At 53.3% G+C, this 25,495-nt stretch carries 48 protein-coding genes, 2 tRNA genes and 1 pseudogene; 20 read left to right on the plus strand and 31 right to left on the minus strand.

The features are described 5' to 3' along the window. Positions 1 to 8: 8 nt before the first annotated feature. The 30 genes from ABR39_RS04065 to ABR39_RS04200 form a co-directional block, all read right to left on the minus strand. Positions 9 to 1,262 (minus strand): PBSX family phage terminase large subunit, encoded by a 1,254-nt coding sequence (locus tag ABR39_RS04065; protein WP_047345878.1) that lies wholly within the window; start codon positions 1,260 to 1,262, stop codon positions 9 to 11. Then, positions 1,259 to 1,714: a DUF2280 domain-containing protein gene (locus ABR39_RS04070; RefSeq protein ID WP_045343422.1), complete on the minus strand. Its 456-nt coding sequence runs from the start codon at positions 1,712 to 1,714 to the stop codon at positions 1,259 to 1,261. Before ABR39_RS04070 ends, ABR39_RS04065 begins: the two co-directional genes overlap by 4 nt. Positions 1,715 to 1,745: 31 nt before the next feature. Beyond that, complete coding sequence (locus tag ABR39_RS04075) at positions 1,746 to 2,384, minus strand: putative metallopeptidase (RefSeq protein ID WP_047345879.1); 639 nt, start codon at positions 2,382 to 2,384, stop codon at positions 1,746 to 1,748. Between the two features lie 3 nt (positions 2,385 to 2,387). Further along, on the minus strand, positions 2,388 to 2,594 hold the full coding sequence (locus tag ABR39_RS04080) for a hypothetical protein (protein ID WP_047345880.1): 207 nt from the start codon (positions 2,592 to 2,594) through the stop codon (positions 2,388 to 2,390). Next, positions 2,591 to 2,809, minus strand: coding sequence for a hypothetical protein (locus ABR39_RS04085; protein WP_047345881.1), 219 nt, complete (start codon positions 2,807 to 2,809; stop codon positions 2,591 to 2,593). The genes ABR39_RS04080 and ABR39_RS04085 overlap by 4 nt, the downstream gene beginning before the upstream one ends. Before the next feature lie 94 nt (positions 2,810 to 2,903). Then, positions 2,904 to 3,104, minus strand: a complete 201-nt coding sequence (gene lysC, locus ABR39_RS26365) for an Rz1-like lysis system protein LysC (protein ID WP_430748965.1) — start codon at positions 3,102 to 3,104, stop codon at positions 2,904 to 2,906. Next, positions 3,073 to 3,450, minus strand: coding sequence for a DUF2570 domain-containing protein (locus ABR39_RS04095; protein WP_047345883.1), 378 nt, complete (start codon positions 3,448 to 3,450; stop codon positions 3,073 to 3,075). The genes lysC and ABR39_RS04095 overlap by 32 nt, the downstream gene beginning before the upstream one ends. Continuing rightward, positions 3,447 to 3,749 carry a hypothetical protein gene (locus ABR39_RS04100; RefSeq protein ID WP_047345884.1) on the minus strand — a complete coding sequence of 101 codons (303 nt, stop codon included), beginning with the start codon at positions 3,747 to 3,749 and terminating at the stop codon, positions 3,447 to 3,449. The genes ABR39_RS04095 and ABR39_RS04100 overlap by 4 nt, the downstream gene beginning before the upstream one ends. Beyond that, entirely contained in the window at positions 3,746 to 4,240 is a 495-nt protein-coding gene (locus ABR39_RS04105; protein WP_047345885.1) for a lysozyme, read from the minus strand. The genes ABR39_RS04100 and ABR39_RS04105 overlap by 4 nt, the downstream gene beginning before the upstream one ends. Further along, positions 4,218 to 4,442, minus strand: coding sequence for a class II holin family protein (locus tag ABR39_RS04110; protein ID WP_047345886.1), 225 nt, complete (start codon positions 4,440 to 4,442; stop codon positions 4,218 to 4,220). Before ABR39_RS04110 ends, ABR39_RS04105 begins: the two co-directional genes overlap by 23 nt. 182 nt (positions 4,443 to 4,624) lie before the next feature. After that, positions 4,625 to 4,699, minus strand: a tRNA-Thr gene (locus ABR39_RS04115). 5 nt (positions 4,700 to 4,704) lie between these two features. After that, positions 4,705 to 4,779: transfer RNA gene (locus tag ABR39_RS04120), tRNA-Asn, on the minus strand. A gap of 118 nt (positions 4,780 to 4,897) precedes the next feature. Next, entirely contained in the window at positions 4,898 to 5,587 is a 690-nt protein-coding gene (locus ABR39_RS04125; RefSeq protein ID WP_047345887.1) for a bacteriophage antitermination protein Q, read from the minus strand. Beyond that, positions 5,584 to 5,700 (minus strand): hypothetical protein, encoded by a 117-nt coding sequence (locus ABR39_RS26165; protein WP_123156768.1) that lies wholly within the window; start codon positions 5,698 to 5,700, stop codon positions 5,584 to 5,586. Before ABR39_RS26165 ends, ABR39_RS04125 begins: the two co-directional genes overlap by 4 nt. Then, positions 5,697 to 6,329, minus strand: a complete 633-nt coding sequence (locus ABR39_RS04130) for a recombination protein NinG (protein ID WP_047345888.1) — start codon at positions 6,327 to 6,329, stop codon at positions 5,697 to 5,699. The genes ABR39_RS26165 and ABR39_RS04130 overlap by 4 nt, the downstream gene beginning before the upstream one ends. Continuing rightward, on the minus strand, positions 6,322 to 6,492 hold the full coding sequence (locus ABR39_RS04135) for a NinE family protein (protein ID WP_047345889.1): 171 nt from the start codon (positions 6,490 to 6,492) through the stop codon (positions 6,322 to 6,324). The genes ABR39_RS04130 and ABR39_RS04135 overlap by 8 nt, the downstream gene beginning before the upstream one ends. Beyond that, complete coding sequence (locus ABR39_RS04140) at positions 6,485 to 6,940, minus strand: recombination protein NinB (RefSeq protein ID WP_047345890.1); 456 nt, start codon at positions 6,938 to 6,940, stop codon at positions 6,485 to 6,487. The genes ABR39_RS04135 and ABR39_RS04140 overlap by 8 nt, the downstream gene beginning before the upstream one ends. 175 nt (positions 6,941 to 7,115) lie before the next feature. Further along, on the minus strand, positions 7,116 to 7,304 hold the full coding sequence (locus tag ABR39_RS24655; protein WP_072059211.1) for a flagellar FlbD family protein: 189 nt from the start codon (positions 7,302 to 7,304) through the stop codon (positions 7,116 to 7,118). 98 nt (positions 7,305 to 7,402) lie between these two features. Beyond that, positions 7,403 to 7,642, minus strand: a complete 240-nt coding sequence (locus tag ABR39_RS04145; protein WP_131701700.1) for a hypothetical protein — start codon at positions 7,640 to 7,642, stop codon at positions 7,403 to 7,405. Further along, complete coding sequence (locus ABR39_RS25530) at positions 7,639 to 8,289, minus strand: DUF551 domain-containing protein (protein WP_047345892.1); 651 nt, start codon at positions 8,287 to 8,289, stop codon at positions 7,639 to 7,641. Before ABR39_RS25530 ends, ABR39_RS04145 begins: the two co-directional genes overlap by 4 nt. Then, the gene (locus tag ABR39_RS04155) at positions 8,286 to 8,558 is read right to left on the minus strand and encodes a hypothetical protein (protein WP_047345893.1); all 273 of its coding nucleotides are present in this window, start codon (positions 8,556 to 8,558) and stop codon (positions 8,286 to 8,288) included. The genes ABR39_RS25530 and ABR39_RS04155 overlap by 4 nt, the downstream gene beginning before the upstream one ends. 2 nt (positions 8,559 to 8,560) lie before the next feature. Further along, positions 8,561 to 9,037 carry a hypothetical protein gene (locus ABR39_RS04160; RefSeq protein ID WP_047345894.1) on the minus strand — a complete coding sequence of 159 codons (477 nt, stop codon included), beginning with the start codon at positions 9,035 to 9,037 and terminating at the stop codon, positions 8,561 to 8,563. Continuing rightward, positions 9,034 to 9,237: a hypothetical protein gene (locus ABR39_RS04165; protein WP_047345895.1), complete on the minus strand. Its 204-nt coding sequence runs from the start codon at positions 9,235 to 9,237 to the stop codon at positions 9,034 to 9,036. Before ABR39_RS04165 ends, ABR39_RS04160 begins: the two co-directional genes overlap by 4 nt. Further along, positions 9,234 to 9,770: a hypothetical protein gene (locus ABR39_RS24315; protein WP_052952183.1), complete on the minus strand. Its 537-nt coding sequence runs from the start codon at positions 9,768 to 9,770 to the stop codon at positions 9,234 to 9,236. Before ABR39_RS24315 ends, ABR39_RS04165 begins: the two co-directional genes overlap by 4 nt. Next, positions 9,767 to 10,066, minus strand: a complete 300-nt coding sequence (locus tag ABR39_RS04175) for a hypothetical protein (RefSeq protein WP_047345896.1) — start codon at positions 10,064 to 10,066, stop codon at positions 9,767 to 9,769. The genes ABR39_RS24315 and ABR39_RS04175 overlap by 4 nt, the downstream gene beginning before the upstream one ends. Before the next feature lies 1 nt (position 10,067). Beyond that, positions 10,068 to 10,757, minus strand: coding sequence for a replication protein P (locus ABR39_RS04180; protein ID WP_047345897.1), 690 nt, complete (start codon positions 10,755 to 10,757; stop codon positions 10,068 to 10,070). Beyond that, positions 10,754 to 11,617: a hypothetical protein gene (locus tag ABR39_RS04185; protein WP_047345898.1), complete on the minus strand. Its 864-nt coding sequence runs from the start codon at positions 11,615 to 11,617 to the stop codon at positions 10,754 to 10,756. Before ABR39_RS04185 ends, ABR39_RS04180 begins: the two co-directional genes overlap by 4 nt. Beyond that, the gene (locus tag ABR39_RS24320; protein WP_052952184.1) at positions 11,617 to 12,309 is read right to left on the minus strand and encodes a GIY-YIG nuclease family protein; all 693 of its coding nucleotides are present in this window, start codon (positions 12,307 to 12,309) and stop codon (positions 11,617 to 11,619) included. The genes ABR39_RS04185 and ABR39_RS24320 overlap by 1 nt, the downstream gene beginning before the upstream one ends. An 85-nt stretch (positions 12,310 to 12,394) precedes the next feature. Beyond that, positions 12,395 to 12,940 carry a toxin YdaT family protein gene (locus ABR39_RS04195; protein ID WP_047345899.1) on the minus strand — a complete coding sequence of 182 codons (546 nt, stop codon included), beginning with the start codon at positions 12,938 to 12,940 and terminating at the stop codon, positions 12,395 to 12,397. Positions 12,941 to 12,970: 30 nt separating this feature from the next. Next, a complete protein-coding gene (locus ABR39_RS04200) occupies positions 12,971 to 13,198 on the minus strand; it encodes a helix-turn-helix domain-containing protein (RefSeq protein WP_025913385.1) in 228 nt (75 codons plus the stop codon). A gap of 111 nt (positions 13,199 to 13,309) precedes the next feature. Here ABR39_RS04200 and ABR39_RS04205 point away from each other — a divergent pair, with 111 nt between their 5' ends. After that, entirely contained in the window at positions 13,310 to 14,014 is a 705-nt protein-coding gene (locus ABR39_RS04205) for an XRE family transcriptional regulator (protein WP_047345900.1), read from the plus strand. A 48-nt stretch (positions 14,015 to 14,062) separates the two neighbouring features. Then, positions 14,063 to 14,443: a lipoprotein gene (locus ABR39_RS04210; protein ID WP_047345901.1), complete on the plus strand. Its 381-nt coding sequence runs from the start codon at positions 14,063 to 14,065 to the stop codon at positions 14,441 to 14,443. A 40-nt stretch (positions 14,444 to 14,483) separates the two neighbouring features. On the opposite strand, the gene ABR39_RS04215 is transcribed toward ABR39_RS04210, so the two are convergent. Further along, positions 14,484 to 14,693: a hypothetical protein gene (locus ABR39_RS04215; RefSeq protein ID WP_045342035.1), complete on the minus strand. Its 210-nt coding sequence runs from the start codon at positions 14,691 to 14,693 to the stop codon at positions 14,484 to 14,486. A gap of 683 nt (positions 14,694 to 15,376) precedes the next feature. Between ABR39_RS04215 and ABR39_RS04225 the strand changes: the two genes are divergently transcribed. From ABR39_RS04225 to ABR39_RS04310, 18 genes and pseudogenes are all read left to right on the plus strand, one after another. After that, positions 15,377 to 16,045, plus strand: coding sequence for an Nmad5 family putative nucleotide modification protein (locus tag ABR39_RS04225; protein ID WP_047345903.1), 669 nt, complete (start codon positions 15,377 to 15,379; stop codon positions 16,043 to 16,045). 468 nt (positions 16,046 to 16,513) lie between these two features. After that, entirely contained in the window at positions 16,514 to 16,720 is a 207-nt protein-coding gene (locus ABR39_RS04230) for a cell division protein FtsZ (protein ID WP_047345904.1), read from the plus strand. A gap of 76 nt (positions 16,721 to 16,796) precedes the next feature. Beyond that, the gene (locus ABR39_RS04235; RefSeq protein ID WP_047345905.1) at positions 16,797 to 17,801 is read left to right on the plus strand and encodes a hypothetical protein; all 1,005 of its coding nucleotides are present in this window, start codon (positions 16,797 to 16,799) and stop codon (positions 17,799 to 17,801) included. 7 nt (positions 17,802 to 17,808) lie between these two features. Beyond that, entirely contained in the window at positions 17,809 to 18,093 is a 285-nt protein-coding gene (gamL, locus tag ABR39_RS04240; RefSeq protein WP_047345906.1) for a host nuclease inhibitor GamL, read from the plus strand. 18 nt (positions 18,094 to 18,111) lie between these two features. Next, entirely contained in the window at positions 18,112 to 18,858 is a 747-nt protein-coding gene (gene bet, locus ABR39_RS04245) for a phage recombination protein Bet (protein ID WP_047345907.1), read from the plus strand. Next, positions 18,855 to 19,478, plus strand: coding sequence for a lambda exonuclease family protein (locus ABR39_RS04250; RefSeq protein ID WP_047345908.1), 624 nt, complete (start codon positions 18,855 to 18,857; stop codon positions 19,476 to 19,478). The genes bet and ABR39_RS04250 overlap by 4 nt, the downstream gene beginning before the upstream one ends. Beyond that, a complete protein-coding gene (locus ABR39_RS26170; protein WP_065365743.1) occupies positions 19,475 to 19,939 on the plus strand; it encodes a hypothetical protein in 465 nt (154 codons plus the stop codon). Before ABR39_RS04250 ends, ABR39_RS26170 begins: the two co-directional genes overlap by 4 nt. Further along, on the plus strand, positions 19,936 to 21,066 hold the full coding sequence (locus tag ABR39_RS04260; RefSeq protein ID WP_047345909.1) for a DNA-methyltransferase: 1,131 nt from the start codon (positions 19,936 to 19,938) through the stop codon (positions 21,064 to 21,066). Before ABR39_RS26170 ends, ABR39_RS04260 begins: the two co-directional genes overlap by 4 nt. Then, positions 21,063 to 21,281 (plus strand): hypothetical protein, encoded by a 219-nt coding sequence (locus ABR39_RS04265; protein WP_047345910.1) that lies wholly within the window; start codon positions 21,063 to 21,065, stop codon positions 21,279 to 21,281. The genes ABR39_RS04260 and ABR39_RS04265 overlap by 4 nt, the downstream gene beginning before the upstream one ends. Next, positions 21,278 to 21,889 carry a hypothetical protein gene (locus ABR39_RS04270; protein ID WP_047345911.1) on the plus strand — a complete coding sequence of 204 codons (612 nt, stop codon included), beginning with the start codon at positions 21,278 to 21,280 and terminating at the stop codon, positions 21,887 to 21,889. The genes ABR39_RS04265 and ABR39_RS04270 overlap by 4 nt, the downstream gene beginning before the upstream one ends. An 88-nt stretch (positions 21,890 to 21,977) precedes the next feature. After that, a complete protein-coding gene (locus ABR39_RS25985) occupies positions 21,978 to 22,124 on the plus strand; it encodes a hypothetical protein (RefSeq protein WP_006176202.1) in 147 nt (48 codons plus the stop codon). 3 nt (positions 22,125 to 22,127) lie between these two features. After that, positions 22,128 to 22,343, plus strand: a complete 216-nt coding sequence (locus ABR39_RS04275; RefSeq protein WP_047345912.1) for a TraR/DksA family transcriptional regulator — start codon at positions 22,128 to 22,130, stop codon at positions 22,341 to 22,343. Then, positions 22,343 to 22,855, plus strand: a complete 513-nt coding sequence (locus tag ABR39_RS04280; protein WP_047345913.1) for a class I SAM-dependent methyltransferase — start codon at positions 22,343 to 22,345, stop codon at positions 22,853 to 22,855. The genes ABR39_RS04275 and ABR39_RS04280 overlap by 1 nt, the downstream gene beginning before the upstream one ends. Beyond that, a pseudogene (locus ABR39_RS04285) lies at positions 22,818 to 23,048 on the plus strand (DUF4222 domain-containing protein); the annotation flags it as partial. The gene ABR39_RS04280 and the pseudogene ABR39_RS04285, both read left to right, overlap by 38 nt. A gap of 73 nt (positions 23,049 to 23,121) precedes the next feature. Then, positions 23,122 to 23,391 (plus strand): DUF7694 domain-containing protein, encoded by a 270-nt coding sequence (locus ABR39_RS04290; protein WP_240477054.1) that lies wholly within the window; start codon positions 23,122 to 23,124, stop codon positions 23,389 to 23,391. Positions 23,392 to 23,431: 40 nt separating this feature from the next. Further along, on the plus strand, positions 23,432 to 23,704 hold the full coding sequence (locus tag ABR39_RS04295; protein WP_047345915.1) for a hypothetical protein: 273 nt from the start codon (positions 23,432 to 23,434) through the stop codon (positions 23,702 to 23,704). A 294-nt stretch (positions 23,705 to 23,998) separates the two neighbouring features. Continuing rightward, on the plus strand, positions 23,999 to 24,271 hold the full coding sequence (locus tag ABR39_RS04305; RefSeq protein ID WP_023300430.1) for an excisionase: 273 nt from the start codon (positions 23,999 to 24,001) through the stop codon (positions 24,269 to 24,271). After that, on the plus strand, positions 24,240 to 25,325 hold the full coding sequence (locus ABR39_RS04310; RefSeq protein ID WP_047345917.1) for a tyrosine-type recombinase/integrase: 1,086 nt from the start codon (positions 24,240 to 24,242) through the stop codon (positions 25,323 to 25,325). The genes ABR39_RS04305 and ABR39_RS04310 overlap by 32 nt, the downstream gene beginning before the upstream one ends. Positions 25,326 to 25,495: the final 170 nt, after the last annotated feature.

Below are 25,495 nucleotides of genomic sequence, written 5' to 3' on the forward strand. Positions count from 1 at the left end.
TTTTCAGTTTAACGCCGCTGCAGGCGCTTAGGAATCATCATTCCGGCCATCTGACCTTTGCGCTTAATGTGTCCGTCGAGGCTGTAGCGAATCCCGTCCCAGCAGTGTTCGTAACCATCGGCGAGCTTCGGCAACACCTCTCCAGTGATTCGGTCCGTTTTGTACGACCACATGCGGGCCTCGCGCGCCACGTTCTTGCAGCGCGGATGGATGATGATTTCGTCGAAGCCGCGAAGATGTGCGATACCGTCCTCAACGCTCCCCTGCCATTTCTCGGCAGCTGAGATGTTGAAGCCCTGCCGCTTGAGATAGCTGATAGTCTCGGGTCGAGCGGAATCGGCCTTGATTGGCCAGTCACGCGCGCCTGGAATCGTGTCGTACAACTCCGGCATGTGATCGAGCTCAGTTTGCTGACCGTATGCCTCGTATTCGATGTACAGCCGGTTGTGCAAGATGAAGGAGCGCACCAGCGTGTTAGGGTCCTTGGCGAAACCGAAGTCAGCACCGAAGAACAGGCGATCGGCCTCTTTCCATAGTTGGTCCGAGAACTCGGCAATCCGGTATTTCCCGGCCAGCACCTGCTTATCAGAGTTTTCGAGGTAAGCACCTTCCCATACCCATGCGTATGTTGCCGGGTCGAGGCGTCGCTGATCGTTCTGTCGCTCACCTTCCAGCACGTCAGGGAACCATGGGTTATCCGTGTAATTCATCTCAACGGTGATGCAGTCGTCGCCGGCTTCTTTACGGAAACGCTTATCCGTGGCGCTTCCGTCGCGCTCCGGGTTCCACGTCACCCAAATCTCTGATCCCTCTTCACGAACGGTCGGGCTCAGCTTCTGCCAGGCTATTTCACTGACTGATTCAGCCTCGTCCACCCAGCACAGCAGAATGCGCGCTTTCGACTTGATGCTGTCGAGGTTATGCCGCAGACCGCAGAACACGTAGTTAACGCTCTTGTCGATGGTGCGGATGTACTTTTCGCCGATGTCAAAGTTGGAAGCCAGCCATGGGACAGACAGGATCGCCTGTTTCACCTCCTGCATGCTCGACTCTTCCAGCGAGTTCATAAATTCGCGCGCGCAGAGCACCACGCCGCTTTCACCGTTCATCATCGACTGATACGCCTTTACGGCTGTCATCAGCGCAAAAGTGCGCGTCTTGGCACTGCCACGCCCACCATGCGAGCACCGGTAGCGCTTATTCACGGCAGTGAACAGCGGGGCAAGCTTCGCGGGGATCGGCAGTTGAACGGCGTTACTCATGCTTTCGGCTCAACGGGTAGTAGCTGGATGATTGTAGGCTGCGGAGTCATGCTGCCATCAGGGCTTGTATGCTCGACTTTCTGGCGATTGGTGTAGGCATCGCCCATTTCTTTGGCGGCCTGCTCGATAAGTTGAGAGGTCATGCCGTAGTTCTTCATCTTTTCAGCATTGGTCGCCATTCGGTCGAGAACGCGCAAACGGTACGCTTTATTTGCGATCGGGATGTCGGCGATCTCATTCTGGAATCGTTTACGGGTAGCGTTAAACAGGTCAATCCACTTCTGGCTCAGCTTGGCCGCCATTGCGTTGCCGGGTGTATACTGCGACACCTGCTGCCGTGAAACCTCGATGCCGTATTCAGCCTTTACAAGCTCAATGACTTTTACCGGGGTCTCGTAGCAGGCGAGCGATTGAACGATGAAGGCTTTAACCTCTGTCGATAATGCTGCCATCGGTCACCTCCATGACAATCTGAATAAAGCGTTACGCCAGCTTCAACATGCACGTCCCGCATGACCTGGCTATATCGATGTGAGCCACTTCTGCTGGCGCATTGGCCGCATCAACGAGCTCCTGCACTTCTTTGCTGGCACCGTATCGACGTACGACACCAGTGAATTCTTCGACGTCGTGGCCGCGCAGTGTGAGCACTGGCTGCCCGGTCTCTTTGTTGAACTTAGGCGCGCCGAAATCATCGGTGGCCTGGGCAATGTGGTAAAGCTCATGCTCTACCAGTGCGCAGAACTCGAGGTCAGTGCATTGTGAGCAGTAATCGGCTGCCAGCGTAATGATGAACTTCGGTATGCGCCCGAACCATTCATACATCTGCTGTTCCATTCTGGCTTTCTGCCATCCACCGGCGCGGAGCATTACCTGTTCGGCCTGACCGAGAACCAAGCGCCCCCTCTTCGCGAACGAGTCCGACGCCCACATAAAGCAGAGGTCAGCCTCTAACAGGTGCTCATGGTCATGGTTATGGATGCTGCCGGTATCGCTGATGATTTGCCGGTTTATCCACTCATGCACTGCATTGGCGGGGATTACCATGGTGTATGGCTGCCAGTTGTCGGAGGCGATGAAGTTAACTGGCGGGTATGGCCTGCGCTCGTCATCGTTAGCCATGGGTTACTCCGTTGTTTGCTCTGCCTGACTCTTGGCCTTCAGGTAATCACGGGTCATGTCGACCAGCAGGATCCGAAGCGCCTCATCTTTAGAGATGCGCGGGCTAAGGCCATTGGTTCGGCGCAGTAGCTCGCTGGCTACGGCCTGAGCCTCTTCGCCCGCAGCTGAAAGATCCAGACTCAGGGTGGCAGGGATAAATGCACTCTTCATGATGCGGACTCCTCGGTACCTGCCGGTGTTTCCTCCGCAGGTACTGGCGTGAACTCAACGCGTTTTACATCGGCAGGAGCGAAATACAGCCATTGTCCCGTCTCCGTTGCCAGCGGCACAAAGCCGTTAACCAGCTCAGGCTGACGTCGTGACATCTTGCCCATGTACTCGCCGCCGTCGTTCGTCGTCAGTTTGATGTTGTAGATGTCGGACATGATTACCTCTTTTCCTTGTCGCAGCTGTTGCCCTGCTTCTCAGAAGTGCTTAGCCACTTACGGCTTACCCGTCAGCAAGATGATGATCACCGCCTTATTGGGGTTGAGCATTCTTTCCTTGTCGGGAGGATTCGATTTTGCGGATTGCCGCCTTATCCAGATTGCACTGCCCCAGCGCAGTATAGAGCTGAGCGTTTAACTCCAGACTTGCCTGCCAAGTGAACGGAACCACCATTCCGGGAATCGGCGTATCTGCTGTCAGGTCAGCGCTTATCGGCACTACCGGGGCTGGCACGTAAACTGTCTGCGTATTCCCGCAGGCTGTCAGCAGCGGCAGAAGGAACAGGCTGGTTAGCGCACGGATCGCCTTCAAGCGCCTGCCTGATGTAGACAATGCGCGTCTCGCCCTTTCGAGCCAGTTCGTTCTTTGCATTCTGTGTAGCCTGTGAAATGTCACGGATGAGGTTCATCGTGGTAATCACGTTGTTGGTGATCGCCTCTGATGTGTCTGCCCTGACCGTCGCCTTGTCGCGCTGGTCTTTATAAGCGATGGCGTTGTCGCGGTAGTGGTTAATCGCCCAAGCCATGGAAACGAGCAGGCAGATAACGACAGCGCAAATGATGGATGTTAATCTGCTCATCGCTCATCCCTTACGGATTGCTGAACTTTGCCTACCAGTTGCGTATGCGAACCTACTTCTGAAATTCCGATACCGCTTATGCCGATGTATTCCTTCCCGGTTTGCTGATCCTGAATGAGGTATACGCCATGCCAGTTATCGTAAGCCAGGGTATCCCTGAACTCTGACATTTTGGTCACCTTAATGCGGTCTGCGTCAGAGGACAGTTGAGAGGAAACAGCCATTGTTGATTTTGCTGGCTCAGGGCCACGATCACATGCCGTAAGCATGAATACTGCTACCAGTAATGCCACTCTCATTTTTGGCTCCATTCGCATACTTCACGCTCAATCTCGCGTCGGGTAATAAGCCCCTTCCACTGCTTGCCACCGGCATACGTCCAGCGCTGCAGTTCTTTGCATGCCCCCAGCACATCACCTGCATTCAACTTCTTCAGCAGCGTGGAACTGGCGAAGGCACCAGAGCCCACGTTATAGGTGAAGGAGTAAAGTGCGGCGCGGGTTGGCTCAGGAATGCGAACCTTGATCAGCGGGTCGATGGCGTTTGCCACCTTTCGCAGATCTGCCTTCAGCAGGGTGTCGCATTCTTTATCTGTGTAGCGGTGACCGCGGCGGATGTCGGCACCGGTGTGCCCATCGCAAACAGTCCAGACGCCGACCACATCCTGATAGGCGTAATAGCGCCGCCCCTCCAGTCCATCTGCATTGCCAAGCATTACTGCAGCAATGGTGATTGCTCCGGATCCGCCAACAATGGCACCCACCAGCTTATTCCTGAGTGTCGGGTTCATCTCGGCTCCTGCTGCGGCGCTTGTCTTCGCGGATTTTGAAATAGAGATTCGTCAGATATGTCAGTACAGCGATGATGATGCCCACCAGCACGCCGATAGCGTTCCACTGCTCGGGGCTGTAGGCATTCAGCATGCCGTTTAGGATGCTCCCGGCTGAAGCGCCATAGGCAGCACCAGTGGTTATTTTTTCCATGCGATACATGCTCTCACCTCGCGTAGTTAGCGGGTGCTGTTCGTGTAGTGGGAAAGGCCGTCAGACACGATAGCTACATGGCATCTGGAATTGATTGTCTGCGGCCTGAATAAAAAACCTGGCGACAAGCCAGGAAGATGAGGGTAAGGCAATGTCGGCTCTCTGGCCTAAGGGTCCCAGGTAGTGGGTTCTGGTGCCGGGCAAAGGAATCGAACCTCTGACGCGCAGCTTACAAGGCTGCGGTTCTGCCACTGAACTAGACCGGCGAATTTGGCGGGACAGGAAGGATTCGAACCTTCGACCATTCGGTTAACAGCCGAACGCACAACCGCTGTGCTTCTGACCCTGAAATGAAAAAGCCCCGGCGGGATGCCAGGGCTCATTTTACAAACTGGATAGTGACTATCATCATGCCGCCGATGTAATTTAGGCAGCATATCAAAGTAGACTCAAATATGGCTTATTTAATTGACTTTTGCAACACCCTGCTGCGAAAAAGTCGCCTTTTGTTGTGATCGTGTTCTCACAGTGCAGAGAAGAGAATCGTCATCAAGACGCTTAAAGATGGCGCACATGGCCCGCCAGTAGTCGGCGTAGTTATGGCACCAGTTATCAGGTTTAACGCCGCACAGAGCCGCCAGGTCCTGATGCTGATACACATCCTTGCCCGCCAGCTCTGCCTTGACGTCTTGCGCCGCCAGCCATATCAGTTTCTTCAGACGCTCCATCGTCTTGCCGGCCACCTTCTTCGCGCCGAGGAGCTCCCGGAACTCAGCCCATGCCCACTGGGTGATCGCCACCTGGTACTCAAAGCAGATATTCTCGCTGTAGTTCCAGAGCAGCCATGCTTTCTGGTGGTCTTCCAGCGACAACACAGCGCGGCGCCAGGATGCGGTCACGAACTCAACCGGGCCCACCAGCGCGATTGATGAGCCCTTGGCGCGTGACTGGCTGCCACTCATCGGCGGGCCATCTGGGTTGACCATGCGCTGCTTATCCTTGTCGAATACTTTCTTCCGGCCCCGGCTGCGCGCCGTCGCGGTGAATTGCGCGTTCTCGGCGAAAGCTACCAGCTGCCCTTTCGTCGCCCCGCTCAGATCTGCGGTCGCCACAATGAGCTGCTGACGTACGTATTCCAGTTGCTGACTGTTCATGCGGCTTCCTTATGTGGCTGTTTGGTTTTGGTCTGGCTGTGCTTTGCTACTGGCGGCAGGTTGGCGCGGTTGACGCTTTCAGCCTGGTATCGCAGGAAGTCGTTGTGATTCATGCGGCCTCCTGTCGGCGGGCCCGGCGTTTTTCCAGCGCTCGGGCTTTGCGTGTGAAAATGGATTTGATGCGCTGCAGGTATGGGATGTCGAACCGGCGGACAGAGTTATCGTTGTTTATCGCCTCAACTTTTTCGGCACCGATACGCTCAATGAGGCCCTGCTCGAAAGCCTTTTGCGCGCCGTCGCGATCCCGATTGCAATAAACGCACTGGGCAGCTGTATTGTGAAGGTTGAATGCAAGGTGCGCCGCGGCGCCGCGGGTGCGATAGTGGCCGCAGTCCATGGTTCCGCCAAACTTCTGCTCCGGCAGCCTGCCGCAGCTGATGCACGGCTTACCAGCATCCCTCAAACGGACGTAACGATTGAAAGCCGCCTGCGCCTCAGCTCTCCACTGCGGTTTCGTTTTTAGCGCCACCTTTCTCGCTTTCAGATCCCGGCGCTCAGCGCGTTCTTTTTCTTTGCGCTCCTTGATGCGCTTCGCCGCGGCTTTAACCCTCTCCTTTTCACGCTCTTCCATCGCGAGGATTGCGCCGTGCTCCGGGCTGCACCAGCGGATCCGGATGTCGTGGAATTTCGGCAGGAAGTATTCACCGCATACTTTGCACTTACGGCGGGATGGTTTACGCATGCTTCCTCCGTGCCGCGAGACGCAGCCATTTCTTATCCACCAGGCGGGCGGTGTAGTCCTTCAGGGTCGCGATGTCGGACGGCTTAACCGCTGGCTTACTTTTGCGGCGCGCCGGAACGCGGAAGATTTCGTTGGTTATGACGCGTGCGAGAGGACTACCCACGGGAAGCCCTCCACTCTTGTGCCCAGGCGATGCGCTTGCTGGATGCTTCGGAGAACTTCACGCCGCGGTCGGTACCGAACCAGTAAATCGCCTCGATGACGTCGACCATGTAGCGCTTGCTGGATTTCGATGTGCTGACACCGAAATAAACGCGTCCGCCATTAATGCCCGGCGCGGATTTCTGCTCGCGTTCCGGGTCCTGCATCTGGCTTACCAGAACAGTGATCAGGTCTTTCCATTCCTTCGGCTCAAGCTTTTCGCCATGCCAAACAACCTGGGCAGACAGGTCTTTCAGCAGCGGCCACATAAGACGGTTTTGCTTATCGGTGCGCGTCTCTTCCCGGGCCTCGACCACCATCGGCGCGCGAGGGTTTACCGGAATGGTGCGGATGAATGCTATGAGGTTGTCTTTAACGGTGTCGTTAACGATGCAGTAGTGCTGCTTCATACGCCACCTCCGAGAGGTAACGCGGAATGCAGGAAATCGCAGGTGCCGATAGGCATCTGTGACAAGGTGAGGAGTTCAGATTGTGGTCGCATTTAAGTCCCCTTAAATGCGCAGAAGTCACCGCCGGGTGTTCAGACCTGCGGTGACTTAATTATGGCGGGTTGATTATGGAAAATCAAAGTCTCTTTTGTTGTTGTGAGGCGTTGATTGTGTCAACAACATGGAAAACATCTTCTTTGACATTCCAATAATCCCCACCAGTAACCTTTATGCAGGTATTTCCACCAAGGGCAGTTATCAGGATAATGTGGTCAGAATTTATGAACACTGGGTTATTATTTAAATCAGTAAGTTGAATAATCATATTTCCCTCTCAAATGTGAACCTATTTTATACCATCATCCTGAGATTAATGGCCACAATGGCTGGTAAGCATGTCAAAATGCATTCAATTCGAATGGGTTAGGCGTTTTTGTATGCCTCAGGGAGGCGATATTGCTTAGCCATCCAGTCATCACATTTCATTTCGGTGATGTATCCCGGAAGCTCGCCATGTTCGCAGTTTAAAAGCCACCACTGGTCCCCCATGCTTTGAGGAATAGCGCGTTCATACGTGATGCCAAGTTCGCGCATTACTTCTTGCGGGTGCCTGCTTTCACCAGCATAAGCAGCGCCCATACAGTCATAGCGTAAGTGTTTCACGACTTCACCTCCTGCTGCGGTGCTGCTGGCAGTGGCATCCAGTGCGTAACACCTTCACGACCATGATAATCCCAAAATGGCCCGTTCTCTGGATCGCCGACTTCAATTAGGCGGTCTGGGAGAATTTGCTCTGCTATGTATGCCAATGGTGAGTAAACATGAACCCATGTATAAATTTCCGGCATCCGCTCACTGCAAGCCACCCAACCATCCGGCAACTTGTAAGCCGTCGTTACAGGTTCGGCACCCTGAAGCATGGCGGCGCGGCTACCATTGACCATCTTCACGCCCAAGCGGATATCGTCAAACTGAAGGTCGCCTTTAATTTCCGCATGCCGGAAAGCGATCGACAGGAACTCTAAGCACTGCTCGTTTGTCCATTCAGGGACAGATACCGGCGCTGGCGGGGCGACGTATAGCGCAATGCATCCTTCGCCCTGCTCGGCATACACAGAGCATGATTCGATATGCCCTGACCTTAGGAGCTCAGCGTATTCAGCGTCGACGTAGCCAACAGGCTCCGCTTCGAGCGATGCCAGCGCGATACGCGCCAGCTCACGAATTTCTTCACCATCAATCTCGTCGATGTCATCGCGGCCAGAAATGTTAGCAAGCCATTCCAGGCGTTCTTTGGTAATAGTGCTCATGGGCGAATCTCCGTTCTGCCGCCAAGTAAACGGATTGCCACTCTTTCCCGCAAACTAAGCGGTCGATGATGCCCGCGAGCATTAACGATTTCAGGCTTTCCGTTCGTCGGATAATTAACCCTGACCGATTGACCATCCAGAGCGTGAGAGGCTTCAAGCAGTGCGGACTTTAAGTGCGCAGGGCACTTTTTCTGCACCTTATCGCCGTCAGAAATGACATCTGCAATGCCCTGAAGCATGCTCGCTAAATTGCTGAGATAATTTTTCACGTTTACTCTCCTTTACCGGCTGCGGCTGCAAGTTTCTCTTCGGTCTCTTTGAGCCTCTCAAGGCGAATAACCATGCCATGAATAACAACTGGCACCTGGTTATCAACGAGGTCGCAAGGAACCTTCAATTCACGTTTCCACTCGCGCATTAGGGCGTTACGCTGTTCTGCGACAGAAACAATGGCTTCGAGGCGATTGATTCTGTTGTCTTTGGCTTCCAGCTCATCCAGCAGCGCCTCGATACGCTTCTGCTGATAGTTCCATGCATTCACAACTTCAGAGCCAACCAGGCCCAGATCGAAAATTTCGCAATCTTCTGCATTGCAGTGCGGGCAGTAACAATCCGCTTCACCATCGGGTGAATGCAATACGCGGAGCTTGCTGGATGGCATGACCTGCCCACAATAGCCGCACTCAGCCAGATAAAATGAACCTTCAACGCTCTGACCGCGGAAAGTCTGTTTGTCGATGTTGCTCATTGTGCGGCCTCACGCTTCTGCTTGTTGTATACGGCCCAGCTCAGAGCATCGAGCTTGTCACGGCCTGCTTTGTCGTACATGTGGATGCCATCGCTGCAGGCGTGCTCTTGCTTCACCTGCTCTTCGAGGGTGCTTATCTCTTCGTAAGACAGAGTCGCCAGCTTGAGGCGATTCCAGCCGAAGTTACGGATGCGTGTCATGACTGCACTCCTTTGCGAAGCTGGTACGCAACCATCGCGCAGATATTTGGAGCATCTGAGAAATCATCGCCATCGGATATAACCAGCTGGCGCACGCACTCGTCGGCACCCTGCGCACGCACTTCAGCCATGAAAGCATCGGTGGCTGGGGTTTCAATGCCTTTATCAACAGCAAGCAGAACGGATTTGATAACCTCTTCCTGGTTCCCAACCCATGACCATGCGACTGAATGCCCCTGATTGTCTCCTGTAGCGTCATGCTCAATTACTGCGGTGTCGCCAAATGCATCCGTCCACTCACTCGGGATATCTGATGGGCGTAACGCAGCCTTCAGCCCCGCATTCTCCGCAGCCAGCTTATCAACCTGCATCTGCAGATTCTCGATAGTCGCATCAGCAGCACGGAACTCGCGCTGAGACTCTGCAAGCTTCAGTTCGTTCTCAATCGCAACCTGGTAAAGCTCTTCAAGTTGAGGCATTGAGGCCAGAAGGCCGTTGCGCTTAATCATTTCGACCAATTTTTTAATGCTCATATCCCTACCCTCCCCCAAACCATCAATACTCGCTTCATCGCCACGCTGTTGCGGCACTCCTGAAATATTCCGTTGGTGCAGCTGCGCGCGGTGCCGTCCTGCTCTTCCGGCGTTGCCAGGCGATAAGTCACCGTTCGCCAGACCTTGCTCACCCGGACAATCTTGCGGGCCCGCTCCAGATCGATGGCGTTCTTCGTGATGCAGTTGATGGTCATGCCACACTCTGTGGCTACATCCTTCGCAGTGAAGGTCCGGTGCGTTTCGAGATAACGCAGAATTGCCTGTTTGCCTTTCATGTCACACCATCCCGTTTGCTTTGTTGCGTTGATATTGGGCTTTCAACATCTCTGCCGGAGTTGGTCCGCGCGGTGCTGCAGGTGCGGCGATCGCCCGGCGCACTGGTGGCACTGGTTTTCCGTCCAGAACGCGCCGCTCCCACATAGCCAGCAGTTCGTTAGCTTCACGAATCAGCTCAGACTGGGTTAACTGGCGCTCAGTGCTGCGGTGGCGCAGTTCAACGCAGATGTGATACATGACCGGCTGCGACCATGGGAAAAGCTCGCTTGACGAAAACTCAAACGCGCGGTTTCGCCAGTCCCAGTACTCAACAATGACCTCGTCTACGGTAATCCCCAGCGCGCCGCCGCTCTGTTTGCACCAGGCTACGAACTGGCCCGGCGACGGCAGGAATGGACGCTCCTGGCGACGGGCTACACGCATACCTGCGGCGACCTGGTCCAGTGAGTGAATACCGTTTTCCTGGAAAGCCAGCAGCCACTGACGGCGGAATTCGTTCAGCTCGGCCTGCGTTCGGAAGTTAGCCATGCTGGCCGGGAAAGCCGCCCGAAGCTGGTTAAACAGCTCGTTGAAAATCTGCGCCGTTTGTTCGACCTGCGGTCGCTCCTGGTACTGCTCTGGCAGGTTGTGGGCCATGCGGCTCATCTGCTCGCGGTCGTGGTTACGCATCTGCTCTGCAAGAGATTTCATCGAATCACCCCATAAGCCCAGTCAGTGTTGTTGAAGTCCAGATCCGGCCTAACAGCCGGTTTGCCGCGTGCCGCCGCTTGCTTGTTCTGATAACTCAGCTTCTGGCTGGCAGTGATAAACCAATTTTTTGGCTTCTCATGCGTGAACTCGATATCCAGCTTCTGAAGTTCGTAATTCAGGTCTATCAGCGGGTACAGTTTTAACCATGCCTGGTAGTCCTTGTGGTTCAGCCGAACGATCTGGCCCTCGAATGCGTACCGACTCGATATTTCATGAATATCCGCATTGGCCTCTTCGCAAGACGCGTCAGCGGCTTGGGTGTTAACCAAGGAATCAGGATCAGGGATAGGGGAATCAGGAATCAGGTTAAGGGAATCAGCAGGATTTAAACTATTCTGAACCTGTTCTTGCACCTTACTAGCACAGTGCTTTTCTTGTGCTCCATTATTTTCAATGACTTGAGGCTTTCCCTCTTCTTCCTTTTCCTCTTTTGCATCTGAATTGCACTGTTCTTGTTCGGTGCAATTTTGGTTCTGAGAAGGTTCTGGTATCTCACTTGCCGCTTCTTTGCAGTGCGGGTTCTGGTGCTTTTTCCAGTTAGAAACTTGAATGTAGGAATCGCCATTCACCTGGTAGCGATTGATGAATTTATGCTGATGCAGCTGCTGCAATAAAGCGTCACAGTCGACATCATCAAAAGGCAGCACCATGGCTTTAATTTTCTTAGGGCGGTCATCCAGGCGACCCTCTTTATCGGCGATAGTCCACAGACCAGCGAAGAGAATGCGCGCCAGCGGCTGACATTCTGCAAGCTCGTCGTTCGTGAAAAAGCCTGGCTTGATGTTTCGTGAGCGAGCCATCAAAATCCTCCTGGTTTCTGCGGACCATACACACCCGCAGCTTCTTGGGATGCAATGTATGCTTCGCGATGTTGAATGTACTCACGGACGACAGGTATTCCCCTCCCATCCATAAACGCTAACGAGCAACCACCCCTATTGACGAGGTGCAGGTATTCCCTTCCAATTTCTACCAATCTTTTTGTTGCCGCGTACTGGCAGCCGAAAACTGATATATCGAGATCCTCAAACAGTTCTTGCAAAGAGAAGGGTTCGCTCTGCTCAATACAAATAACGTCATAAGAATCAGCAAGTTCCTCTATCGTGGCGCTACGGCTGATTAAACCGATGGCATCAGCTGCTTCAGCGATTTCTTCTTCAGTGCATCTGAAAAACTCACGACCAGGATTGATTCGGCAGTTGGACAGGTATTGATGAAACTCCTGTTCATGGCCTCTCGGGTTATCGGAAAAGTAGGCGCTATGGACTTCAAATGGCGCCGGTATGCCAGTGCCCTGTGAAATCTGAGCAGCACGCATTTCAGGCTCATTTACTGTCATTCCTATTTTGAAGATTCCCGGCATGTATGGATTTTTGAGCGCGTAAATCCACCCTTGAGATCTGAGGCCGCTAGGAAGATCAAGATGCTTAACCTTCTCTTTCTCCAGGTTGAGCGGCAAAAACATCGTGTTATGCATCAATTTCTCTGCCATAATTACTCCCGTTACTTGGCGTAACACAGTGTTTGGAAGGCCTTTGAAGTTACCGCTTCAAGGGCTTTTTCTTTTCTGGTGCCTCTCACATGACCCCCAGCATCGATGTGACCATCGTCATCAGCGGACCTACCTGCTCCGGCATAAGGCGGAACAGCGACGCTATACCCTCGCTTACCTCTTTCAGCTTCTGATGCTCTGGAGCGTCCAGCAGCACAGCCTGTTTAGCTTCGGCACACTCTTTCATCGCAGAGGCGATCAGCGACATCGTGTCGTTCTGCGGAGCCAGGCGGTTGCGGTACTCCAGCGGCAGAACGGCCATGATTGCCGGGGCCAGTTGGCGAATGTTGTTGGCCGCATATTCGGTGTCACCATCAATCCAGCGGAATACCTTCTGCATCTGGCGGTGCGAGTCAGTCGGGATATCCAGGCCGGTGCCGCCGGTAGCCCGCCACTCTTCCACAATCAGCGCTGCGACAAATTCACGACTGCGGCAATCAGCTGCCCAGGCGCGTACTGCCGCGCGGATCCCATCGATGTTTAACGCCTTGGAATCAGGTTCCCGGCGATTCTGGTAAATCATCGCCGTTGGCGAAAATTTGTTACCTTGTTGAAACGCAAGTGAATGCATTGCTTTCCCTTTCGTGGTTAGGGCCGCCGGTCAGGCGGCTGTGTTATTCGCCCCAAGCAGCTGGGCGAGATCTGGACGGATATCTGCTGGTTTAAGCTTGCCGTTGGTTGCAGACACAATTTTCATTACGTAGCGGGCATCAATGCCGCCACCGTGCAACCACCGCCATACCGTCGGCTGCGCTACGCCGCACAGGTCGGCTAATTTCTTCTGGCTACCAGCGATATCAATGGCGCGCTGGATGGTTTTGTTCGTCATTTTCCAATTCCTATGAGTATTGGTGTGAATTGATAATAGCAATGCGTATTGATTTAGGCAATAGCTAAACGTGTTTTGACCATCAATACGCAAGCGTATAAATTTAAACTCATGAAAAAAGAAACTCTTGCAGAACGCCTGAATCAGGCAATGGAACTATCTGGCATGTCTCAGGGCGCTCTGGCTAAGGCGTCTGGCGTCGCTCAGCCCACTATCTGGCGGCTGACCAGCGGCAATGCCCGCGGCTCAACTAAAATCGTTGAGATTGCCAATGCGCTTGGCGTTCGCTCTGAGTGGCTTTCAACCGGAGTTGGACCGATGCGTGACGATGGTCAAATGCCCGCAATTTCGCAGCCAAAAACAGAGCTGGCGCCTACTGACACATTCCGCATTGAAGCGCTAGACTTTTACGTAAGCGCTGGGCCAGGAGCCATCAACAGCGAATTTGTAGAGGTGCTTAGATCCGTGGAATATTCAGTCGAAGACGCTCGCCGGATGTTCAATGGCAGGAAGGCTGAGCAGATCAGAATCATCAATGTTCGCGGCGACAGCATGTCCGGAACCATTGAGCCAGGCGACTTACTGTTCGTTGACATCAGCGTTCAGCACTTTGATGGTGATGGGATCTACGCCTTCATCTACGACGATACATCTCACGTGAAGCGCCTTCAGAAGATGAAGGATAAGCTCCTTGTCATTTCAGACAACCAGACTTACCGTCCATGGGATCCTATTGAAAAAGAAGAAATGAACAGGATACTGGTGTTCGGAAAAGTGATAGGCAGCATGCCGCAGACCTACAGAAAACACGGATAAAATATATTTGGCTTCATCTTTGGAAGCTTACACAGCAAAGGAAATAAAATGAAAAAGTACCTTGTTGCAACTGCTATTGCGGTTGCTTTGACAGGCTGCGCATCCTCTGGTAACCAGCAGTTGAAAAACGAAACTGAGACTAGTGTCCAGAGTAAAATTCAGGAAGGAAAGACGACGAAAGCAGAGGTGAAGAGTCTCTTCGGTTCGCCAGATGCGGTCTCATACACCGATGGCGGAAATGAGATCTGGAAGTATGCGTTCGCGAAAGTGAAAGTTAATGGCACCACATTCATCCCGTTCTATGGACTTTTCCATAACGGAACAAATGGCACCAAGAAAGAACTTACCATCCTTTTCAAAGACGATAAGGTTCAGAAATACACCATGGCCGAATCAGCGATCAACACGAAATCTGGCTGGGCTGATTAAAATTTCCTTTTTCCGGGCCCGGTTTCTTGACCGGGCTTCTTCACTTTATCGCTTTTCTACCCTTCCTAACAATCTCAGCAGCATCTCTGTTAATCCCTTTACCAATTACGTTTCCGGTTTCCTTACGGTACTGCTCCAACTTGTCGATGATTGCTTGCTGAGTCACAGGGATATCTGCAAGGCATAACTCCATTACCGCGCGGCCAGCTGCGTGGGCCATCATATTCACTCTCTCTTCATCTAATTCCATAAAGCCATTCCTCTCGACGTTTTTATGAGCATATCACGCCATTTTTAAAAAAATAAATTCCTTTAGCTATCAAAGAATTAATAGCAATTGCTATTAATTAATATCAATACGTATTGCTATAAACAATACTCATCGCTATTATCAATCCATCAAAACGAAACATCGACAGCTGAGCGAAGTTAGCCAGCGGCGGACAGCAAGTCGCCTGCTTTTTAACAACATGCAAAGTCGGAACAGCACTCAGTAATCCTGTTTAGACCCCAACGTACAAATTCGGCGTAGCACCGGGCGCGATCCGGTCGGTGTGAGGCTACCCCCTCGCGAGAGCGATAAAGGCGTGGGAACGGGCAACACTGGCGGGATGAGAGGTGCGAAGCGCAAACAGATTTATTCCAGTCCATTCGAAGCTGAGTGGGCTGGGCTGAATCAACCCACGCAACAAAGGAGCTTCTATGCGACGGCAAAGCTATATCGCTCACAAATAATCGGTACCACAAATGCTTTCGGAAACCCCGGCGACGTCGGGGTTTTTGGTGAGTGCTTTGGGCTGGCAGACGGTTATCAGCTAGTTGGTGAGGTAATGGCTCACCAAGGCGACGACGGCCTTCCCTGCTGCTTGAAAGTGGGGAGCCAGCACCAAAGCATTTCTCCCGCATCAGCGGGTAACGACAGAGGGTAAGTCAATGATTCGTCTTAACAACGAAATTAAAAATCAGCTATGCCATAACCTGCTTCTCGCATCCCCATTGTTTGAGAAAGCGAAAGCTGCGGTTAATGAGAGGGCGAAAATTGTTGAAGAAATTCGACAGGCATTGCTCAAGCAGGAAAACACTAGCGATGAGCAAATAACTAAGGCTCGGGAAGATTTCAAAGATAACTCCTTCATCAAGATGCAGGTCGGCGCTAAAACTGCAATTTTAAAGGTCATTATCAATGGTGAGTATCACGAATTAGCCAGGAACGGTTTGGATCATCGCTATCGCCACCGTGGAAAACATATTGGTAAGCACGATCTTGAAAGCGACCTTTTCTTCGGAGCTTCCTTCGCGCCTGTAGTTGATTCGGGTTTCGTTCCTGAAAGTTACAGCACGCTGAAGAAAGTTGGAAAATTACACGACCGACTCACTGAATCGACGGTAACCATCAACGTTCTTTACGATGAAGTTGATGCCTTCCAATTGCAGGTTAAAGGTGCTCTAACCAAAGTCTCAACTGTTAAAAAACTGGCTGAGATGTGGCCTGAGGCAGTGCCATATTTGCCTGAGGTGGAACGCCGTGAAGCGACCAGCACCGCACTTGCCATTCCCGTTGAAACGCTAAACGCCCTTTGCGGCATACCAAAGAATGAATGACCCGCTCCGGCGGGTTTTTTATCGGCCATACATAGGCAGATTTTCGAGTCTGCCCATTTATGACAACCGGCGGCCATCCACCGCCCATTAGCGCAGAAGTCTTGTTTAACGTTCGGCGGCGCGGCCTTAAGCGCGGAGATGATTATGTCCAAACACTGTGAAAATTGCGGATGCGCAATCCGATCCGGATATTGCACAAACTGCCAGGAAGAAGCGTTTATCGCGTTCGTTCAGGCCCCTGAGATGGAATTTAGTGAAGAGTTCTTGCATGAAGCATTCCGTCAGGACTCCGAGGCAAATCGCCGGGAGGGATCATGACAGTCACCCACAACGGCAAGCAGTACACCGCCAAAAAGCTCAACGAAACGAGTGGCAACTGACGTCGGTGTCGGTACCGCGGGAAAAACTGGTGCTGAACCGCTGGCAGATGCATATCGCTGGCCTCCTGGAACAGGTTGAGGTGAAGGTATGATTGGAATGCACTACGGCACCGCATCAATGCCACGCAGCGAGGTTTTACCGGGCACAATGCTGCAACACCACGGCAAAACTTATCGCGCCTCTGCGAACGTTGAGAAAGGCCTGTACGCCTTCAACATCTTCGAAAAGACCATCATCAAAAGTGATTCCGTCGTTGTGCTGCTGAATGAGCGCGGCGAGCCGATGGTTCACTGATACCTACCCCCCTATTCAACCGATCGGCCTGGCTTTCTGCGGGCGGGATCTGCACATCCAAATTTCAGGAGAAACCATGAGTGAAGTAACGGACTTAACTGTCATCGAAATCAAGCCGGAACAGGCGCCAGCGCTGTACGTAGCTGGCGGCCTTGATGCTTACCTTGAGCAAATCCGACAGGCAGTAAACGAAGTGCCGGACCTGTCCACGAAGAAAGGCCGTGACCGTGTCGCCTCTCTGGCAGCGCAGGTGTCTCGCAGCAAGACGGCAATCGAAAAGCCGGGACGTGAGTACCTGAAACGCCTTAAAGAGGCTGTGCGCCCGGCTGAGGCCGAAATTAAGCGATTCGTTGATGCCTGTGACGAGCTACGTGATGCCACCCGCAGACCCCTAACCGAATGGGAAGCCGAGCAGGAACGAATTAAGGCTGAAGAAGCCATGAACGCGATGCACGCCGAAGCGCTTGAAATGAACATCAAGTTCGATCAGGAGCTGGCGGCCAAGTTTGAAGCTGACCACGAAATGGCTCTGCTGATGAATGACGCTTTCGACCGCGACGAAAAAGAAAAAGCAGAAGAAGCAGAACGCCAGCGCATTGCTCGTGAAGAAGAGTTGAAACGTCAGGCAGCAGAACAGGCTAAACGTGAATCAGAAGAGAAAGCCGAACGCGAACGTGCTGAGGCTGCACGCCGGGAAGCGGAGTTGAAGCTTAGGGCTGAGCAAGCCGAGCGTGACCGTATAGCAGCAGTGCAGAAGGCAGAACGCGATAAGAAAGAAGCCGCTGAACGTGCTGAGCGCGAAAAACAGGAAGCCATCGCCGCCGAGCAGCGTAAAGCACAAGAAGAAGCCGAACGCATCAAGCGCGAGACTGAGCAGAAGGAAGCAGCTCGCCTGGCCGAAGAGAAGCGCATCGCCGACGAACTGGCAAAGCGCGAAGCTGACGTGAAGCACCGCAAGACGGTCGGAACCAACATCGTTAACGCGCTCACAAGCAGTACCAGCTTAACCCGCGAACAGGCTATCGAAGTGCTTACCGCCCTGAAAGATGACCTGATCCCCTGCGCGAAAATTCATTACTGAGGCAACCATGAACGCATACCTCACTTACGACCGCATCGAAGATCGTCGCTGGGTGGAGCAGCAACTCACCGACGAGAAAGAGAAGTGGATCGACGACCGGGCGCAGCAAATTATCGACATGATGCCAAAAGAGCCGTCCGGCCTCTTCCACTTCTCGGTCCCGATTCACAGCACGCCTTTCTCCGGACTTCGCAGCGATAAAGCTGGCGAGGCCTACAACGATTTCATTTCGGCAGTTGCTTACGCCCAGGCGGAATACGACTGGGAACACCGTACCGGCTGCCCGTTTTAATTTTTGAGGGATTTAACAATGAGTACTGCACTTTCCACCATGGCCGGGAAACTGGCCGCACGCCTCGGCATGGATGCCGGTACAGACCTGATGAATACGCTGAAGAATACAGCGTTCAAAGGTGGCAACGTCACGGACGAGCAGTTTACAGCCCTGTTGATCGTCGCCAACCAGTACGGCCTGAACCCATGGACAAAAGAGATTTATGCCTTCCCAGATAAAGGCGGGATTGTCCCGGTTGTCGGCGTTGATGGATGGGCTCGCATTATCAACGAACATTCTCAGTTTGACGGCATGGAGTTCTCTTACGACAAGGAGGAAGGCGCGTGCACCTGCAAGATTTACCGCAAAGACCGTAAGCACCCGACCATCGTCACCGAGTACATGGGCGAGTGCAAACGCAACACTCAGCCATGGCAGTCCCACCCTACCCGCATGCTTCGCCACAAGACGCTGATCCAGTGCGCGCGTCTGGCCTTTGGTTTCGCTGGCATCTTCGACCAGGACGAGGCCGAACGAGTCATTGAAGGAACAACGGCAGAGGTTCATGCAGGCCATGAATCAGATAGTCGTCGCCCGGAACTGATCGCAAAAGGTGAGTCTGCCGCGCGCCTTGGAACTGTTAAGTATCAGGAGTTCTGGGTGGCGTTAAGCGCCGAAGAAAAACAGGTGATCGGCGTAGTTGAGAAGCGACGCATGTATGACATGAGCCTTGCTGTCGACAACGCCGAACCTATCAATGTCGAAGATGCTGAGGCTGAATGATGGAGCAACGCACCCCTGAATGGTTTGCCGCGCGCTGCGGCAAGGTTACAGCCAGCCGCCTGGCTGACGTTATGGCCCGGACTAAGTCGGGCTACTCCACAAGCCGCCAGAACTACATGGCCGAGTTGATTTGCCAACGGCTGACAGGGAAGCTGGAAGAGGGATTTTCTAATGCCGCGATGATGCGCGGCACTGAACTTGAGCCAGTGGCGCGTGAGATGTATGCGCTGAATGAGTTCGATGCGGAAATTACTGAAGTTGGACTCATCGATCACCCAACCATACCCGGATTCGCAGCCAGCCCGGACGGACTTGTTAACGACGACGGGCTTATCGAAATCAAATGCCCCAACACCTGGACCCATCTTGAAACGCTGAAAACTGGCGAGCCAAAGCGCCAGTACATGCTGCAAATGCATGCACAGATGATGTGCACCGGGCGGAAATGGTGTGATTTCGTTAGTTTCGATGATCGCCTGCCGCCTGACCTCGCCTATTTCAAGAAGCGCATTCATTTCGATGAAGAGCTGTCGCGCAAAATTGAATCTGAGGTTAAGAGCTTCCTGGCAGATCTGGAATCTGAGATCCAGAAAATAAAATGTCATGGTAAAGCGGCATGAGCGGCATCGCATGGCAACCATGGGAAAAACAGTTCCTGCATGAAGTTGCAGGACAGATGCCCGTCCCAATGATTGCCGAAAAACTGGAGAGAACTGAGCGCGCCGTTTACACACAGGCCGCTCGCCTCGATGTGAGATTCCCGGGCAGTACCAACTGCAGGAAGTGGACCAAAGCAGAGCTGTTTATGTTTGGCCGGTTCACTCCCGAGGAAATCGCCGCGGCAACCGGCCGCTCTATCCACTCCGTGCGCAGCAAGCGCAACTCACTTGCCCGATCGGCAGGAGGAAAAGTCATGCCTGAATGGACTACCGAAGAGCTGGCGCTGCTGTGGCGGCACTCAAACGCTGAAGTCGCAGAGATTACCGGCCGCAGTATTGATGAGGTCGGAGATAAGCGGCTGCAAACAAATATTGAGCGTAATGGCTGGGATGTTAAGGATCCGGAGCGGGAGGAAGAATGACCTATCAACTCCACGTCGGGCGCTGTGAAGACGTCCTGAAAACGCTGCCGAATAACTCAGTTGACTCCATCGTGACGGATCCACCGTATGGGCTCAGCTTCATGAACCACAAATGGGATTACGACGTCCCGACGGTTGAGCAGTGGCAAGAATGCCTGCGCGTTCTCAAGCCTGGCGGCCATCTTCTGGCGTTCGGCGGTTCGCGAACCTATCACCGCCTTGTGGTTAACGTTGAGGACGCCGGTTTCGAAATCAGGGACCAAATCCTCTGGATTTACGGCAGCGGCTTCCCAAAGTCGCATAACCTCGACGGTGATTTTGATGGCTGGGGAACTGCTCTAAAGCCTGCTCACGAACCGATCGTCATGGCTCGCAAGCCATTCAAAAACACGGTGTCAGCGAACATGGCTGAGCACGGTGCCGGGGCTATCAATATCAACGCCTGCCGCATCTCTACCGATGAGGCGCTAAATGGTGGTGCTGGCGGTCTGCTTTCACACCAGCGCGATGGTACCGAACCTGTTGCCGATTACGAGCAGGCATCAGAGGGTCGCTGGCCAGCAAACATAATTCACGACGGAAGCGATGTTGTAGTGTCAGCGTTTCCGGATGCGAAAGGCCAGCAAGGAGCGCTTACCGGCAATGAGCCAAGCTCTAAAATGGGTGCGGCGAATTGCTACGGGCAAATGGACCGGCGGCACGAATCAACTCCACGCATCGATAGCAGCAAGAGCGCCGCCCGCTTCTTCTACTGTGCGAAGGTAAAATCGAAAGAGCGCGATGAAGGCCTCGAGAGATTTATTGCGACGTCAGCCAGCGACATGACCGGCGGCCGCAAAGAAGGAAGCGTCGGCATTAACGATCCGCGCGCCGGTGCCGGGCGTACCAGTGGCGCGAAGAACAATCACCCCACCGTTAAGCCGATCGCCCTGATGAGCTATCTCTGCAGGCTGATTACTCAGCCTGGCGGTACCGTGCTTGATCCGTGGATGGGGAGCGGGAGCACTGGCCGGGCAGCTATCGAGGAAGGATTTAACTTCATCGGCATCGACCTGAACCCGGATTACGTAACCATCGCTTCTGCTCGAATAGCTCACTCCTTCAAAAAGACGACGGAGGCCGCATGACGCCAGAAACAGACAACGCCGTCCGCGCCGCCTGCCGCCGCTGTACCGAAGAAATCCAGCAGGCCATGCGCAAGAAGCCAAAGCCTAACTGGAACGAAACGGTGCCTCCCATCATCAACAAGCATCACAAGAGAATTGAAGCACTGGGAGTTAGCCTCCTGGAATTCGTCGTCAAAACTGGCCGCCTTAACGGGCGGTTTGGAGCCGAACAATGAATATGAAAACTGAAAAAATAGTGATGATGGACAGCGACGAAGCGGCCAGCATCCAGACTGTAACTGGTTGGGTAGACCGCCAAGGTCGTTTCTGGGGCGGTGACGAGCACCAGGCGCGTTGGTGCGGCGCCACTCATCGTAAGTGCAAAAACAAACCTGAAGAGCACCCCATTCATAGCACTAATGGCTATTGCGAAGTATGCCACCGCGAAAGCCGCCAGGCTAAGTTCGCCACCTTTGAGCGCGTGGTATGGGCGGGAGAGCCGCTCGTTATCTTTGATGATGACCAGTACTTTTTCGACGCTGAATCGCTGGCTGATTATTGCTGTGAGCACTCCCTGCTGCCTAGCGAGTTGCAGTTGATGATTTGCGAACCTAATTACCCTCCGGAGTTCGACCTGGAACAGCACTGCGAAGAGATAATGCCTGATGGTGATGACTATTACTGCTTGCCGCAAGCTGTGCGTGATGCCGCCGAGGCGCTGAATAAGGCGCTGAAAGAAAGCGTTCCAGTATCGTGGAGCGCCAGCAACAGAGTGGCGATCGTCTCAGACGACATGCTCAACGACGAGCAAAAGGCCGAAATTATGGCGGAGCGCGCCGCATGAAGGCACTAATCACAAGGTCGCTATCGCGGCCTTTTTTATTGCTTGCGTTCACCTTCAACCGAATTAATCGACTCTTCGAGGAATAACTATGGACGAAATGACACAGGAATTTAAAGACTGGTACGAAAAAGAAACTGGATGGTGTGTAGAAGATGCCCCCTCAGACGATGTAACAGCGCTTATCTGGCTGGCATGGAAAGCCGGGAAAAAGGCTGGTGAAGACTTTAAGGAGTGAATCATGGACATCATCGACACAGCAGCAGAGATTGAAGAGCTTCAGCGTAACGCTGCCCTTTCCGCTCGCCGCATCGATCGCAACGCCGTATCAGCTGAGCATTGTGAAGAATGCGGGGAAGACATCCCAGCGCCGCGGCGCGCTGCCGTTCCCGGCTGTCAGACGTGCGCGGAGTGCCAGGGCGTGATCGAACTGAAGAATAAACAGAGGGGGATGTGATGCAGCAGGCAATTTTAGACATGTGCTGTGGATCACGCATGTTCTGGTTCGACAAGCAGGACGAACGCGCGGTGTTCAGTGATATCCGCGCCGAACAGCATGAGCTTTGCGACGGTCGCCAGTTGGTTATTAGTCCGGACCTTATTGCCGATTTCCGCGCCCTCCCTTTTGCCGATAACACTTTCCCTGTCGTCGTGTTCGATCCGCCGCACCTCGAGCGTGTCGGCGATAACGCGTGGATGGGTAAAAAGTACGGGCGTCTCAACAAAGAAACATGGCGTGATGATTTGCGCGCCGGCTTCTCAGAGGCATTCAGGGTGTTGTGGCCACACGGCGTACTCATCTTCAAATGGAACGAAACTCAGATCCCGGTTAGCAATATCCTGGCGCTGACCGACGAAAAGCCGGTCATCTGGCAGCGCACCGGCAAGTCAGACAAAACCCACTGGGTGATTTTCGTCAAAGGTGGTGCACATGTTCCAGCTAATTCAACGGGGTCAGATTTACGCTGACCATTCAGGTTGGCCCGTCATCGTCCACAGCTGCACATCACAGATAGTCCGCTACTGGCGACAGGGCCGGATTAACACCGCTTCAATCGACAGATTCAACAATGACTTTGAGCACCTCGACCACCGTGAGGCGGCGCAGATACGCGCAGAACTCGAGGCGAGTGAGCACATTAAAAAATTAAGGAGCATGAGACGTGATCGGAATACTCAAGCCGGTACCGGCATCGGAATGGCCGGTACGATGCCACGACCCCAAGCGGAGCAACGTGTGGGCTAACTCTTATTTTCTGGTTCAGGAGTTTCAGGAAGACGACGGCATCATCCGCTTGACGGTGAACACCACCAGCATTGGCAATTCAGGCCGGTGGAAGGATGGCATCAGCTGGGATGCGTTGCAGGAGATAAAGTCAGCTGTTGGCTATGGGGATCGTGATGCAGTGGAGATTTACCCGCGGGATTCTGATGTGGTGAACGTGGCGAACATGCGCCACCTGTGGATTACGCCTGAGCCGATTAGCTTCGCCTGGCGGAAGTAGTTTAACGCTGCGTGCACAGCGCGCGGCATGAGGAGAGGCTATGCGCATTGAAGAGTTACCGAAATTACCGAAGCTGTTCCGCGTTATCGAGGTTGACCTGGATGTGCTACGCAACGGGATTGGTTCTGGCTGGGGGGTGATTTTCGACCAGGATGCCGTCGTTAAGCGAAAGGTCCGCCGAGTGAAGCATGACGGCGGCTGGAAGTGGCAACTGGTTCGTGAATGGCACGATCAGGAGTTGTGGGATTATTGCCTCGAACAGGACCGGGAATGTCTTGAAAACCTAAACTACGACCTTGGCCTTTTGCATTGACGCAACTGATAGCCAGTTATGATCTGGCTATTGGGTGCGAAAGCACTGCCTCGTAATCCCTTTTGCCCGGCCCCGCGCCGGGCTTCTTTTTGGGAGTTCACCATGCAATCAAACCCCATGACCTGGCTCATCTTCGCAATTATGGCGCTGGGCGCTCTCATCTCATTTCTTCACGAACCGGAAGGTGTGCAATGGCTGCTTTTAATGTGGGCGCATTGATTTACCATCCTGATTTCGATTAATCAACACGTCAACGAGGCCTCGCATATAATGCCTGGCGGCTAAGGAGTTATCATGGCTAAGCTTCTCAACTTGCAGGAATGGGCTGCTGAGGTCTACACGACTCCACCCTCCCTTTCTACTCTGCGTCGATGGACGCGGGAGGGGCGAATTTATCCCGCGCCGGAGCTGCACGGAAAGGAATATAAGGTTCAGCCTGACGCTATCTACGTGGATCCGCGTAAGAAGAATCTGCGCGCTAAACCGAAACACACCAAATTGCCGTCCGGCGGCACCTTACTGGAGAGACTGACTCATGGCGAAAAGGCCAGTACGTTACGACGCTAACCTGCCCCGTAACCTGACCTATCGTAAAAGAGACAGACTTTACAGCTGGCGCAATCCGGTGACCGGGCAGGAGATTTCTCTTGGCCGAATTGATCGCAAGGACGCTGTTGCCCAGGCCATTGAGGCCAACAACTACATCGACCAGAATTACCTCCCCTCTTCTCTCCTGGATCGCATAAAAGACGTGCCCACTTTCACAGTGGCCGCATGGCTGGAGCGTTACGAGGTGATTCTCGAGCGGCGCGAGCTGAAACCAAACACGATGAAGGTCAGGCGAAACCAGATCGCCACCATAAAGGAAGAGTTCGGCAAAATTCCCCTCACTTCCGTCACGACAAAGGATATCGCCTCATTTCTTGAATCGTACATTCTCTGCGATAAAAAGAGCATGGCTTCCGGGCTGCGGTCTGTTCTGATGGACATCTTCAGGGAGGCGATCGTAGAAGGACATGTCGACAGGAACCCGGCAGAGCCGACGCGAACGCCGACGCCGAAAGTTAAGCGAGAGCGCCTGTTGCTCGAACAATTCACCATCATCCGCCAGGCCGCGTTAACCCATTCTGACTGGGCACCAAATGCATGCGATCTGGCACTGGTCACCGGCCAGCGAAGGGAAGATATCTCTCTTTTCAGGTTTAGTGACGTCAAAGATGGCAGGCTGTTCGTTACTCAGGAGAAAACAGGTCACAAACTGGCGCTCCCCCTTGATTTGAGGCTGGACGTCGCAGGACTTGTATTGCAGGATGTCATTGAACGATGCCGGGTAAATAACCCTTCCGACTTCATGCTTTACTCGCCGGTTCGCCGTGGCGGGAGAAAGCCGGGGCCGCTAACGCCTGACGGACTCACCCAGGCCTTTGCAGAGATAAGGGATTCGACCGGGTTAAAATTCGGACCTAACCCACCTCCTTTCCATGAGATCAGAAGTCTGGCGAGCAGGCTCTATGAAAAGGAGCGCGGGGAGGAATTTGCTCAGCGCTTACTCGGCCACAAAAATTTAACAATGACAAAAAAATACCTGGACGCACGCGGTGCAGAGTATGTTATGGTTTAGACAGGATATGGAATATTCGAGTAATTTTCGGGGGATTTCGTGTTGAGCCCGAAAAAACCCTTGAGAAACAAATAGATAAAAAGAGACCGAATACGATTCCTGTATTCGGTCCAGGGAAATGGCTCTTGGGAGAGAGCCGTGCGCTAAAAGTTGGCATTAATGCAGGCTAA

This window comes from Enterobacter genomosp. O (genome assembly GCF_001022965.1).
Lineage (GTDB): Bacteria > Pseudomonadota > Gammaproteobacteria > Enterobacterales > Enterobacteriaceae > Enterobacter > Enterobacter cloacae_L.